Origin of the sequence: Streptomyces sp. CG4, assembly GCF_041080655.1 — a bacterium.
Taxonomy (GTDB): domain Bacteria; phylum Actinomycetota; class Actinomycetes; order Streptomycetales; family Streptomycetaceae; genus Streptomyces.
Window position 1 is genome coordinate 14,538 of the sequence record NZ_CP163525.1, and the last position, 12,096, is coordinate 26,633.

A 12,096-nucleotide genomic window follows, 5' to 3' on the forward strand; every position below is an offset into this window, starting at 1 on the left:
CGGCCCCCTTAGAAGGGTTCGGCGGCCCCCAGGAGATCCTGCGGCAGGTAGGGGGATTCGACGCGGATGGCCCAGCCGCGGCGCCGGGCGTGGCAGGCCAGGGCGAGGACGTCGAGGTTCACGGAAGCGTCCGGATCGTCGGCGCGGTCCGCGACCTGGTAGTAGTCGCGGTGGGCTTCGAGCGCGTCGGCCAGGGCCAGGTTGAAGCTCTCCTCATCGCCTTCCACGAGTTGTGACAGCAGCACGGCCGGCGGCATGGCGAAGCCCCAGTCCTTGGCCTTCTCGTCCTGCTGCAGCGCCCGCTGCGCGGCCGCTTCGGGATCGGTGCCCTTGAGGTAGGCATGGAGGGCCTCGCGGTACGCGCTGAAGGCAGAGCCGTCCGGGCGGACGAAGGTAGGGCCGGTGAGGACCAGCGGAGCGAGGTCCTCGCGTGCGCCGGTGATGAGAGCCAGGGCGGTGGCCGTGTGCCAGTTGCCGGCGCCGGCCTCCTCGCCCCGCTCGGCCGGGTAGCGCAGCGTACGGCCGCCGATGGTCACCTCGACCTCGGTGCCCGGTTCCGCCAGGGCGATACGGAAGAGGGCCGCCCCCATCTGGGAGGCCAGCCGGAGGTTCGCGAGCAGCGCGTCCGTGACCGAGGAGTCCCCCGCGCGCCACTTGAACAGGCGCTCCTGATCGCCCATGACGCTGCCCAGCCGCCAGACAGCGAGGGGTTCGTCGTCGACGGGCGTGAACGCCTCCTGGACGTGTTCCTCGTACATGGCCTCGGTCCGCGGGTTCACCGTCCGCTCGCAGACCGGCCGTTCCACCACCAGCGGGCTCGCGGCGAGCGCGGCGACCGCGTCCGGCCGACGGTCCCGGCCGAACCCCGCGACCCGCGGCCCGCGGGACTCGAAGCCGGTGACCAGCGCGTGCGGCAGGTAGTCGGAGCGGACGGCAGGCGCCCAGCCCAGGCTCCGGTAAGCAAGCGCGGCAAGGGCGATGGGAACAAGCGGGAGAAGGCTGCGCGGGGAGGCCGCGGGACCGTGCAGGGCGGCGTGCCTGGCCAGGAGGTCGGCCAGCGCAGCATCGAAGGTCTCCCGGTCCTCGGCGGCCAGGGCGCGCAGCGTGAGCAACGCCGCACTGTCCGGCCGGTCCAGGAGAGGCTCGCCGGTCTCCTGGGCGCGGGTACGGACGCGGTCCAGAGCCGCGTCGACTGCGGCGAGCTTGGCCTGCGCGCTCGGCGGATACTCCTCGTCATCGCCGGTGTCGTCCAGGACCACAGCCATCAATCCGGTGGCGACCTCGCCGAGAGGCGTCCCCTGCGCCTGCTCGGCGAACTTCTCCCGGGCGAAGTGGAAAGCCTCGCCGTGCCACTTGGCCCTGTCCCTGAGGACCGCCAGGCAGAGCGCATCGATCCACTCCCCGGGCGTGACGCTCTCCTCGGGGGCATCCTCACCGGGGTCGTAGCTCATGCCGAAGTTCACGTACTCCAGGAAGACCTGGAAGCTGCAGTGCGGGTGGTACGCCGCGTAGGCGACGGCGCCGGCCGCTGCTTCGGAAGCGTCCTTGAGGACGGCCTTGGCCTCCGGCGTGTCGAGGCCGGGTGTGGTGACGGAAAGGGCGCCCAGATAGTCGAGGAACTCCTCGGCGATCGACTGCCACTCGTACGTGGCCATCCGGCCGGCCCGCGACATGGACCGCACCTGCCCCCCGATGCGGTTCGTGAAGTCCTCGCGTGCTGCCGACACGACGGCCCCGCCCACCTGGTGACGCTCTATTCGCACTGCCCCGCTCCTTGATCGATCTCTGCGACAGCCAGCCTAGGTGCGGGATCTGACAGGCCAGCGACTGCTGTGACCGGGGCCCTGGCCGCGCCGCGGGATTTCGTGGCGGGTGCGTCAGCGGTGTCCGGCACGAGCACGGAGTGCACTCGGTCCTGCCGGGCGGCGTTGCCGGCCCCTCTGGGAGGTGCGGCGTCCACCGAGGGAGTCCGCGGCGATCGAGTCCACGGTGATTTCGATGACGGCGCCAGACTGGCGCACGACGTTGAGGGCGCGGCAGTTCTCGGGTTCGACTCCGACGGTGCGGATGCCGTGGTGTTGGGCGGCGGTGGCTGCCCCGGCAAATAGGCTGCCGCAGCCGACGGCGATGACTACCTCACGATCCTCGCGGCCTCATTCAGCGGCATCCGCCCCGGTGCGATGCGCACGAGTCAACCGTACCGACTACTTCTGGGCTACTCCTGCATACAGCGGGAGGCGGTCGTCTTGCATCTGCGCAGTGGAGTCGGGACGCCAGTTCGTGACGAATTCAATTCCTGGTTCGATGAGATTCAGTCCGAAAAAGAACTTTGCAAATTCCGCTCGCGACCGCACTTGTACAGGTGTGCCGCTGTTGCGATATACGTCTACAACGGCGTGCCATGTGTCGGGGTCGAAGTCCGCAGTGGCGTGGGAGATTACAAGGCAGCTACCTGCCGGCAGTGGATCGAGGAGGCGGCCGACCACGTCGAATGCGCCGTCTGAGTCGGTAACGAAGTGGAGCAGGGCGACCATGGAAAGCACCACCGGTTCATCGAAGGACAGCGTCTTCCGGGCGCCCTCGATGATCAGCTCAGGTTCGCGGGCGTCGGTTTGTATGTATGCGGTCTGCCCCTCATCGGAGCTCCTCAGGAGCGCCTGTGCATGGCGTAGGACGATCGGGTCGTTGTCCACGTAGACGACCTTGGACTGCGGCGCGACCCCTTGAACCACCTGATGTAGATTTGGCTCGGTCGGAATTCCGGTTCCGATGTCGAGGAACTGTCGCACTCCCATCTGAGCCAATGCGCGAGAGGCCCGGTGCATGAAACTTCGGTTCGCCCGGGCCAGCTCTGCCGCTTGAGGGAAGAACGACTTCACTTGCTCGGCCGCTTCCCAGTCGACCGGATAGTTGTCTTTGCCTCCCAGGAACCAGTCATACATCCGGGCGGAATGCGGCCTGCTGGTGTCGATGATCGGTACCGGTCGTTCTGCGTCGGGCACGATTCGTTCTCCCTGGAGAGATGTGATGTAGTTTCGTCGGAAGTTGTCCGGCGAAGTCACGCCAGGAGGAAGTCTGCCAGGCCCGCCTTGGCTCCGATGACGAATGCCGCCATCTCGTCCTGGGCATAGATCAGCGCTGGTCCGTTCGGGTCTGTGGACTGGCGGAGGGCGATGCGACCGTCCTGAAGCTTCTTCGCCTCAAGGCATTGGCCTCCGTTGCTTCCGCTCCAGGGCTTGCACCACTCTTCCCTTCCGAGTTCGGTGGCTGCCTGCTGGACGTGGGTGTCGCTCATGGGCCTGTCTCCTTGCGGACGTCACTGATGAAGTTCTTGGTGTCATCCGCAGATAGTGCGTAGGCGGTCATATGGTCGAGAGCTTCGCGATAGAGCGCCGTCTCTTGCGCGTCCTCGGTGTAGTGAACGCGGCTCAGGCTGTCGATGCAGGCGATGTCAGGTAGTTCGGGGATTCGGAAGAGGGTGAATGGTCCGAAGCCGCCGGGGTGAAGGCCGCCTTCGAACGTGCAAACCTGGAGGGTCACGTTGGGAAGCTCGGCTGCATGCAGCAGGCGGTCAAGCTGGGCGACCATCGTGCTTCGGTCGCCGACTTTCCGGCGGAGCGCGGTCTCCTCCATCACTACCCAGAGGTGAGGAGGTTCTGGCGAACGATTCAGAAGTTCTTGCCGCACCGTGCGTAGGCCGACGCGTCGCTCCAGGACATCAGCGTCCGGGCGTGGCAGCCCGACTTGCAGTACGGCCCGCGCGTAGTCTTCCGTCTGCAGCAGTCCCGGGACCACGTGTGGTTCATATACGCGGACTTGTGTGGCTGCGTCTTCCAAGGAGACGTATACGCCGAACCAGCTTGGGAGGGCGTCGCGGAAGCTTTGCCACCACCCTGGCTTGTTTGCCTGGTCGAGGAGGGTCAGGAACTCCTGAGCTTCTTTCTGGCTGACTTCGTAGATCTCCAGAAGTGCCCTGGCATTCGCGAACTTGAGCGCGACTTCGGCCTTCTCCATCCGGGTGATAGTTGTGGCCGCGGTACGCAGTTGCTTGGCGGCTTCGGCCGCAGTGAGACCGGCTGCATCGCGCAGTGCGGCCAGTCGCCGGCCCAGGACGATCTGGAGCACGGTCGGGGCAGGGCGTGGATCAGTCATCTGCTCGCCCTCCCGTTGGGTAGTGCTGGTCGCTGGTGCAGTGTGCCACGCTACTGGCTCGATCAACAGACTGCAGGTCCATCTATGCAAGTTGCATTATGCTGCTTGCCAACACACCAGTTGCGCGAGCATAGTTGCGGGGTGACATAGCTCACGTAGCACGGATGCACGCTCCCCCGCCTTCACTCCCAGGAAGGTCTGAGATGCCGGCCCGCCCCACGGTGTTCCGCGTGCTCGTCCAGGAGCGCCGATGGGACAACTGGTGCGTGTTTGCCTGCCACTTGGAGCACGCCGCCCGTGACTTGGCAGGGAAGACCGATACTCCCCGCCTCCTGGGGGTCTCTGTCGCTCGGCGCACGTTCGACCGGTGGATGATCGGTGAGTTGGACAGCCTGCCGCAGCGTGACCATCAGGTGGTCTTGGAACATCTTCTGGGCTTCCCATGCGTCGAGTTGTTCGGTCCGCCGCCCGGTGCCTCCGGTCTGGCGCGCGACGAGGGCGACTGCTATTGGCCGTGCACCGATCGGTGCGGAGACGAGCTCACCGCTCCGGGACTCCGACTTGCGAGCCAGTACGACGTAGCGATGCTGGCGCTTGACAAGCGTCATGGAGATTGATGTGCATACGACACGGGCGACGCTTTTCCTTCAACTGGTTCAGGAGCGACACTGGACCACGGTCCAGACGTTCGGCACGCACTTCGCCAGGGCAGCGCGGGAGATGGCCCAGATTACCGGCGAACGCCAGCTCGCGGATGTGACCGTGTCTCGCCGCACCTTCGATCGTTGGATGGCCGGTGACCTGAAGAGAATGCCCCAGCTGGACACTCGGAGGATCCTCGAGCACCTCTTCCAGCAGCCCGTCGCGCTCTTGTTCGCCACCCCGGAAGGTGCGGCGGCCGCCGAGGTCAAGCCCGCAGAACCGCCGCGCCCGTCGGCTGCCGTCCTCCGCAGCGAAGGCGCCTTCGACGACCCGTTGTCTGTGATCACAAAGACCGAGTTACTGACGCAATCCAGTACAGGGATGGCAGTACTGGACCATTTCAGGGGGGAAATCCAGGAAATCGTCGACCGCTACGAGACACACGGCCCACAGGCGCTGGCTGGCAAGGCCCGGTCCTTGCACGAGGAACTCGCGGCCCGGCTGGGCGGCCGCCAGCACCTCCCGGCGGTGCACACCGAGCTGTTCAGGCTCACCGGACAGGCAGCAGGCCTCTTGGCGTACATGGCCGTCAATGCCGGGGCTAGGCCTGCCGTAGCGGAAGCCTACTGCGCACCGGCCGAGACCCTGGCCGAGCACATCGGAGATACGCAGCTGCAGATGTGGGCCGCTGGGACCCGGTCTCTGAGCCTGTACTACCAGCATCGTTACGCCGAGGCCGATGCGGCCGCGGCCGCCGGGGTCGAGCTGGCGCCCAACGACGGACAGGCCATCCGGCCTCTGGTCAATGGACGAGCGCGGGCTCTGGCTCGCCTTGGCGACCGAAGGGGTGCGGAGCGGGCCATCGGCAGAGCCTTGGACCTCTCCGATCAGCAGCCATCCCTGCCCTCCGGAATCACGTCGTGCATCTCCTTCGCCCCCTACAGCCTGGCCCGGACCCTGGCCAATGAGATCACCGCGCGGTTGTCCCTCAACGACACCGGCGAGGTCTTGTCCTGCGCGGAAGAGATCGACGGGCTGATCGAGAAGTCCGACTCCGAGTGGAGCCGGGCTCTGGTCCGGCTCGATGTCGCCGCGGCCCTCCTGCAGCACAAGAAGCCGGAGGTGGAGCACGCCATGGCTCTGGGGCGGCGCGCGCTCCACGCCGGCACCACCGCGCCCATCACGTCCGTGTGGCAGAGGGCGCACGAGCTGTACGAGCGGGCCGGGCGGTGGCACTCCGTGCCTGATGTAGGTGACTATGCCGAGGAACTTCGGACCTGGCGCTCACGCCCCCAGGCAAAATCGATCGTCAGCGGCTCGGACGTAGAGCTCGCACTGCAGCAGTAAGGAGAGCCGTGACGCCCGCGCTGGACGTCTTCACCGGAGCGTTCCCACACCACCCGCCGCCGGACCTCGACAGCCCCGACCTGCTCGTCGATCACGACTGGCGAGCGTTCATCGCTGTCGAGCGGATGACGAACCACTGGGCACGCCCGGGTTGGCCCGAGGGGTTCCGCGCCTACTACTGGATGTTGACGTTCCCTGATGCCGGCGACCTGATGAGCCGTGCAAGGCAGTGTCAGGACGTACTCGCACACCTGGGCATGGACTGCGTCCCCAGTGACGGGCTGCATGTGACGTTGACCCGCATCGGCAGCACCGACCTTGTGTCCAACGACCAACTGCGGCTCCTTGCCGACCTGGCGGAACAGATGCCGCTGACGACCTTCGACGTCACGGCCTATCCGATGGCGGGATCGCGGGGAGCCGTCCGCTTCACCCTCGCGCCATGGTCGCCGCTGATCCGCCTGCATGCCGCCCTCAGCGAGGCAGGACGACGCGCGAACGTACCCGGGGGCAAGCCCACCGCTGCTTTCCGTCCCCACCTGGGCGTGCAGTACAGCAACCGGGAGCGTCCCGCCGCGCCCGTCGTCGAGAGCGTCGCTCGCCTCCGCACCCTCGAGCCGGTGTCCTTGGAGATCAGGAGCGTGGAACTCGTCGAACTCTGGCGTACGACCAATCCGTTGCCGGCCTACCGCTGGCGGGTCGTGCGCAGTGTTCCTCTGCGCCCGCGGTCGTTTCCGCCTTCCCACTCCGGCTGGCAGCAGGGCTGACCTAAGGCCACGCGGATCGGGACGAGGTGCACGCGATGCGAATGACGTTGTTCCGTCAGTTGGTTCAGGAGCGGGGCTGGACCACGATCGAGACGTTCAGCACCCATTTCGCCAGAGCGGGACGGGAACTGGCTGCGCAGTCCGGGACGGGCCGTCTTGCGGTTGTCTCCGTCTCTCGCCGTACCTTCGACCGGTGGATGGCGGGTGAGCTGAAACGCTTGCCGCAACGGGACACCCGGGCCATTCTTGAGCGCCTCTTCCAGCAGCCCGTCACGAGGCTTTTCGGCGCTGCCGATGATGGCGGTGAGAGCAGCGCCGCCGAGCTTCAGGCAGCGGACAGCTTCATGGTTCCCCAGGGCCTCCTCGGGTCGGGATCGGTGCAGGGGGGAATCCTGCCTCCAAGCCCGTTCCTCCCGCAGGAAGGCGCAGACGTGGACCGACGCCAGCTGCTCCTGGCAGGGAGCGCCGCAGCAGCACTGCCTCTCCTTCCCGGGCCCGCCGGGGACTCCGCGAGACCTCGCCTCGGCCGGATGACGCCGGACCAGTCAGAAGCCCTGCTCGTGCATCTTCGCGAGATGTGGCATCTGCTCGTACAGAGCGACAACCTCCTGGGCCCGCTCCACGCGCTCGCCGGCGTTCATCAAAACCTCGGCGTGCTCCAGGAGCTTCTCGAGTACGCCGATCCGCCCGTGCGCAGGGAAGCGCTGGTCCTGACCGCCCGCTATGCCGAGTCCGCGGCCTGGCTTCATGAGGACTGCGCCGTCGACGCTGCGGGCGCCGCACAGGCCGCGTACTGGACGAACCAGGCGATGGCCTGGGCGGTCGAGGCCGGTGACGACGTGATGACCGCCTGGACCCTCTTCCGGCGTGCCCAGCAGGCCACCGCGAGCGGTCACGCCGCCCCGAGCATCAGCCTGTCCCGCGCCGTCCAACGCTACAGCCACGTCCTCGCCCCTCAGATGCGCGCCGCCGCCCTCCAGCAGGAGGCCCACGGATACGCGCTGGCCGGGGACGAAGTGGCATGCCACCGGCTCATTGATCAGGCCGAGTCCTTCGCCGCACGACCCGAGGACGCGGGGGATGGCCGCAGTGGGCACGGCGACTTCGCGACCCCTGCGTATCTGGAGGGGCAGCGCGCGAACTGCTGGCTGCTCCTGGGGCGCTCGGACCGCGCCGTCCCGATCCTGTCGACCGCGCTCGCCGCCATGCCCCAGGTCTACCAGCGCGACCGCGGCCTTCTGCACGCCCGCCTTGCTACCGCCCACGCTCGGACCGGCGACATGGACCAAGGCGTCGACCATGCCCGCCAAGCGCTCGTCGTAGCCCGAAGCGGAGGTTCGACTCGAATCCTCCATGAGACGATCGCTGCCGTCGACGCGATGCGCTCCGCCCCTGACACCCCTGGGGTGGCCGAGCTGATCCGGGCCGTCGCGCAGTACTGAGGGAGGGGCAGTGCCCACGTCGGTGGAGCTGGCGGCGATGCGTCGCGCCATCATCATCTCCGCGAGCGGCCTTGGCGCCACCAGTCCGAACCCAGCCGTCGGCTGCGTGATCCTTGATGCCACCGGTCGGGCAGTGGGCGAGGGATATCACCTGCGCAAAGGGGCTGCGCACGCCGAAGTCAACGCACTCGCTGCCGCCGGCGCCCGAGCCGCAGGTGGCACGGCGGTGGTGACGCTGGAGCCGTGCAACCACGAAGGCCTCACGCCGGCCTGTCACCAAGCCCTCCTGGACTCCAAGATCGCGCGCGTGCTGATCGCGGTCATGGACCCCACGTCGCGCGGTGATGGTGGAGCCGTACGACTACGCCAGGCCGGCGTCGACGTCCAGACGCACGTCCTGGAGGAGGAGGCCCTGGTCGTACTCGGGCCCTGGCGTGCCTCCCTGTCGCACCAGCGTCCCGTCCTGCACCTACTGATCCAGACTGATGCCGCGGGCAATGCCACCGCTCCCTCTGCCGAGGCGCTCGCCGAGATCGAGCTCCAGCGCCACGCACACGATCTGGTGATCTCCCTCAACGGCTCCACCGAGGAAGGCCGGACCGGCAGCCACGGGCGCCGCTTCTCGGTGCCCGCCCATCCGGTGCCCGACGAGCCAGGAGACGCGGTTGCCGCGCTGACCGAAGCCGGGGCCCGCACGGTTCTGCTCGTCGGGCCCTCGACGCTGGGGGAACGGCTACTCAGCAAGGCGTGGGTGGAACGCCTCACCCTCCTGGTGCCAGTTCCGGAGCCGTCACAGGCCACGACCACGACGCCCGCCCCACTGCTCCCGGACGGCTACGTCCTGTCCCGCATCACGCGCGCAGGCCAGCAACTCGTCGTATCCGCCGAGCGCCGCTGACCGACCCCTTCGCCCAGACACCACCGCAGGCCGAGACGCCGCCGGGAACGTCGGCAGTGCCATCGCTATCACGGCGTTGTCGGCAACGGGACCAGGTCCTGGACGAGCGGCTGTCGGGACGGCTGGTGTTGGGCGGGAGAGGCATCCACGGCGGGTGACCTCGGCGCCCAGGTCGGCCAGTCGCCCCCGCTGCCGAGATGGAGGACACGCAGCCCCGGCACGTCACCGAGGACTTCGATGCCGGGTCTGGCTCTCTGAGCAGCTGGGCCGTCAGAACTCGCCGCGCCTCGAGCACGAACGGCCTGTGTCGGCAGCAGGCTCGCGGTGCGACCAGCAGCCCCCAGTGTGGCAGCGCATCGGTGCCTTACCGCACTTGGGCGGTGGGACAAGCCCGTGCTCGTCGCCGGGGTTCGGGTGCTCTACCGGCAAGGGCGCTTTCAAGATCCAGCACCTTGGTGACGCCGGCACCGGGCGGTACGACCCATCGGACGTCGTCTCCGGCCGTGACCTGGTACGCCGGGACGGCTATCGCGGTTCCCCGCCTGAGGAGGCGTACCCCGCGAATATCCCAGCGCCCGAGCTGCGCGACGCCGGGACGCAAGAGGAAGTGCCAGGCCTGCGCGTAGTTGTTCGCCAGCACAGGCCCGATCCCGCTTCCCAGCAGGGCAAGAGCGGGCTCAGCGATGTAAGAGGGGGCGCGTACGGCGTCGAAGTACCTTCCGCACGACAGGCGATGGGTCTGATAGCGGGGAACCCAGTCCGGGTGGGAGCGCAGATGCGCCAGATCGGCCAGTGCCGAGAGCATCTCGTCGACGTCCGATCGCCCTGCGGGGCGCACCAGCTGAGGCTCGGCAGGCATCCGGCCCGCAGCACCGGGCGGCAATGGGGCAGCCATGTGCTTCCTTCATCTCGTGTGGTGTGCGCGGCGCGGTATCCCACTTGATGTTCCGGTCAGTCTCACGAAGCGGTCCGCGTCCGCGTATACGACGCGTGAGGCGGCGCCGTCAGAACGTGCGGCGCTCATGGCTGCAGCTCTTTGACGGGCATGCGTGACGCCGTTTCTCGGACCTGCGCCCGGAGTGCGGCGTAGACATCGTCGACGATGCCGAGCTCCAGCTCTGTCAGCGGATCACCGAGGCAGCTGAAGTTCTCCACCACCTGCTCCGCGCTGCTGAAACCGGCAACGACCACGCACTGATCGCCGCGCTGCAGGCACGAGCGCAGGGCCAATCGCGTGAGGGTGCCCGGCGCGTCCCCGAAGCGAAGCCGAAGGATGTGAAGTTGCTCATCGACCCGGTCCCTGAACCAGGGCACCAGCCCGGCACGTCGCGGAGGAACCGGCGCACGCGACGAGGGACTCTCCGCTCCTTTTCCAACGAGCACGCCATGGGCCAGTGGAGCCGCCAGCACCAGGCCGACGCCATGCCGTGCGGTGAACGCGAACAGATCCTGGCCCTCGAGCGAGACCGCCGGGGTGAATGCATTGAATCGCGTCCAGACCACGTCCGGCTTGATCAGCCGGAACAGGTACAAGAACCGCTCCGCCTGGGCAGCCCATTCCCCTGCGGAAGCCGCGTAGTGCGTGAAGGGTCCCCGCATCCCGATCGCCCTGATCGCCTTCACTTCCCGGAGGGTGCGCATTGCGTCGATGGCATTGCCCAGGTAGCGATCTCCAGGGCCGAAGTCGAAGCTGTCCAACGTGTAGAGGTGGAGCTCCTCGGCGTAGAGGTTTTCCAGCGTCTGCTCAAGCTGGTGGTGGATGTGTCGGCCGGCGTACGGATGCTCTGCGCTGCCGCGTATCTGTCCGACCTTGCTGCTCAGTTGGAGGGCCAGGTCCGGGTTCTGTCGCGCGAACTGGCCGAGGACGCGCTCCGAGTGCCCGCAACCGTAGGAGTCGGCGGTGTCGAAGAACGTGGCGCCCTGCTCGACCGCGCGGTGGAACCCAGCAAGGAACCGGCTGGCCCCCGCCGATCCCCCTGGGAACGTGTGATCCGTGGGGACGTCGCAATGGAGCCCGAGCGGGAGAGTGAGAATGCCGCGGCACAAGTGCCGGACTCCGAGGTCGTGAGCGGTCACGCAGCGCTCCCTGCCAGGCAGAACGCGGCGGTCACGACCTTGCCCTCGCGAGCTGGTTCGACCCCCCAGCCATTGGCGAACGCGCTGACCAGGTACAGGCCCCTGCCGCTCGTGGCAAGGTCCCCTCCACTGGTCGCGGCGGTCGCCTCGTCCTGTAGGCCAGCCAGGAGACTGACGGCATCGGTCGGAATGGCAGTGGTGTCCCTTCCGCGGTCAACGACGCCCACGGTGACGCCTTTCTCGTAGAGGTCGATGGTGAGGGATACGGGCCCGCCCGCGTGCCGGATTGCGTTGGTGAGGAGTTCGGTGACGACCAGCACGGTGTCGTCGATCCGGTTCTGGTCGGTCCGGTCGTGGAGCAGCCGGCGGACCGTCTCGCGGGCCCACGCGAGCGGTTCTTCCCTTGCGGTGAGCGCGAAGGCGTGGTGGTCGACCAGTTGCCCCAGGGTCAGTTCCCGGATGAGTTCGGCTGCTGTCGGCGGCACCGTCGTCTCCTTGCGTGTCGAGACGCCTTGAGGCGCGGGCCGGAGATCCGGCCCGCCACCAACCCTCGCCGACCGGCTGTGGCACCGGTACGCCAAACCTTGGCCACGTTGTGGTCATCTCGCCCGTACGGATTCAGTTCGGGTCTCCGAGGGAGCGAGAACGCCTAGTCCTTCTCGCTCCGCGGCAGGACCCGCCGACAGGACGACAATCTGGACTTCTTGGGATGACGACCTGCCAAGACGCGGGGCCGCACCCGCCTGGGGGGGCAAGGCTCGGGCCCGTCCAG

At 67.7% G+C, this 12,096-nt stretch carries 12 protein-coding genes; 5 read left to right on the forward strand and 7 right to left on the reverse strand.

All coding sequences use genetic code 11. The annotated features are described in order from the left end of the window. Positions 1–8: 8 nt before the first annotated feature. The 4 genes from AB5L52_RS00080 to AB5L52_RS00095 all read right to left on the reverse strand — a co-directional run bounded on the left by AB5L52_RS00080 (position 9) and on the right by AB5L52_RS00095 (position 4,152). Positions 9–1,742 carry an Imm49 family immunity protein gene (locus AB5L52_RS00080; protein ID WP_369368773.1) on the reverse strand — a complete coding sequence of 578 codons (1,734 nt, stop codon included), beginning with the start codon at positions 1,740–1,742 and terminating at the stop codon, positions 9–11. Between the two features lie 462 nt (positions 1,743–2,204). Next, complete coding sequence (locus AB5L52_RS00085) at positions 2,205–3,002, reverse strand: SAM-dependent methyltransferase (RefSeq protein WP_369362138.1); 798 nt, start codon at positions 3,000–3,002, stop codon at positions 2,205–2,207. Positions 3,003–3,058: 56 nt separating this feature from the next. Next, positions 3,059–3,295 carry a DUF397 domain-containing protein gene (locus AB5L52_RS00090; RefSeq protein WP_351034483.1) on the reverse strand — a complete coding sequence of 79 codons (237 nt, stop codon included), beginning with the start codon at positions 3,293–3,295 and terminating at the stop codon, positions 3,059–3,061. Further along, the gene (locus AB5L52_RS00095) at positions 3,292–4,152 is read right to left on the reverse strand and encodes a DUF5753 domain-containing protein (RefSeq protein WP_369362140.1); all 861 of its coding nucleotides are present in this window, start codon (positions 4,150–4,152) and stop codon (positions 3,292–3,294) included. The genes AB5L52_RS00090 and AB5L52_RS00095 overlap by 4 nt, the downstream gene beginning before the upstream one ends. 230 nt (positions 4,153–4,382) lie before the next feature. Between AB5L52_RS00095 and AB5L52_RS00100 the strand changes: the two genes are divergently transcribed. From AB5L52_RS00100 to AB5L52_RS00120, 5 genes are all read left to right on the forward strand, one after another. After that, complete coding sequence (locus AB5L52_RS00100) at positions 4,383–4,769, forward strand: hypothetical protein (RefSeq protein ID WP_369362141.1); 387 nt, start codon at positions 4,383–4,385, stop codon at positions 4,767–4,769. Beyond that, positions 4,759–6,141, forward strand: coding sequence for a hypothetical protein (locus AB5L52_RS00105; protein WP_369362142.1), 1,383 nt, complete (start codon positions 4,759–4,761; stop codon positions 6,139–6,141). Before AB5L52_RS00100 ends, AB5L52_RS00105 begins: the two co-directional genes overlap by 11 nt. An 8-nt stretch (positions 6,142–6,149) precedes the next feature. Continuing rightward, entirely contained in the window at positions 6,150–6,908 is a 759-nt protein-coding gene (locus tag AB5L52_RS00110; RefSeq protein WP_369362144.1) for a 2'-5' RNA ligase family protein, read from the forward strand. 560 nt (positions 6,909–7,468) lie between these two features. Next, positions 7,469–8,350 carry a hypothetical protein gene (locus AB5L52_RS00115; protein ID WP_369362145.1) on the forward strand — a complete coding sequence of 294 codons (882 nt, stop codon included), beginning with the start codon at positions 7,469–7,471 and terminating at the stop codon, positions 8,348–8,350. A gap of 10 nt (positions 8,351–8,360) precedes the next feature. Beyond that, positions 8,361–9,248 (forward strand): bifunctional diaminohydroxyphosphoribosylaminopyrimidine deaminase/5-amino-6-(5-phosphoribosylamino)uracil reductase RibD, encoded by an 888-nt coding sequence (locus AB5L52_RS00120; RefSeq protein ID WP_369362146.1) that lies wholly within the window; start codon positions 8,361–8,363, stop codon positions 9,246–9,248. A gap of 364 nt (positions 9,249–9,612) precedes the next feature. Here AB5L52_RS00120 and AB5L52_RS00125 read toward each other — a convergent pair whose 3' ends face one another. From AB5L52_RS00125 to AB5L52_RS00135, 3 genes are all read right to left on the reverse strand, one after another. After that, complete coding sequence (locus AB5L52_RS00125) at positions 9,613–10,143, reverse strand: hypothetical protein (protein WP_369362147.1); 531 nt, start codon at positions 10,141–10,143, stop codon at positions 9,613–9,615. Between the two features lie 125 nt (positions 10,144–10,268). Continuing rightward, entirely contained in the window at positions 10,269–11,324 is a 1,056-nt protein-coding gene (locus tag AB5L52_RS00130; protein ID WP_369362149.1) for an aldo/keto reductase, read from the reverse strand. Continuing rightward, positions 11,321–11,809 carry an ATP-binding protein gene (locus AB5L52_RS00135; RefSeq protein ID WP_369362150.1) on the reverse strand — a complete coding sequence of 163 codons (489 nt, stop codon included), beginning with the start codon at positions 11,807–11,809 and terminating at the stop codon, positions 11,321–11,323. The genes AB5L52_RS00130 and AB5L52_RS00135 overlap by 4 nt, the downstream gene beginning before the upstream one ends. Between the last annotated feature and the right edge of the window lie 287 nt (positions 11,810–12,096).

Bases quoted from the DNA above. Each gene is read 5' to 3' on its own strand.
- AB5L52_RS00090 (WP_351034483.1), bottom strand. From the start codon at position 3,295: ATGAGCGACACCCACGTCCAGCAGGCAGCCACCGAACTCGGAAGGGAA.
- AB5L52_RS00095 (WP_369362140.1), bottom strand. From the start codon at position 4,152: ATGACTGATCCACGCCCTGCCCCGACCGTGCTCCAGATCGTCCTGGGC.
- AB5L52_RS00105 (WP_369362142.1), top strand. From the start codon at position 4,759: ATGGAGATTGATGTGCATACGACACGGGCGACGCTTTTCCTTCAACTG.
- AB5L52_RS00125 (WP_369362147.1), bottom strand. From the start codon at position 10,143: ATGGCTGCCCCATTGCCGCCCGGTGCTGCGGGCCGGATGCCTGCCGAG.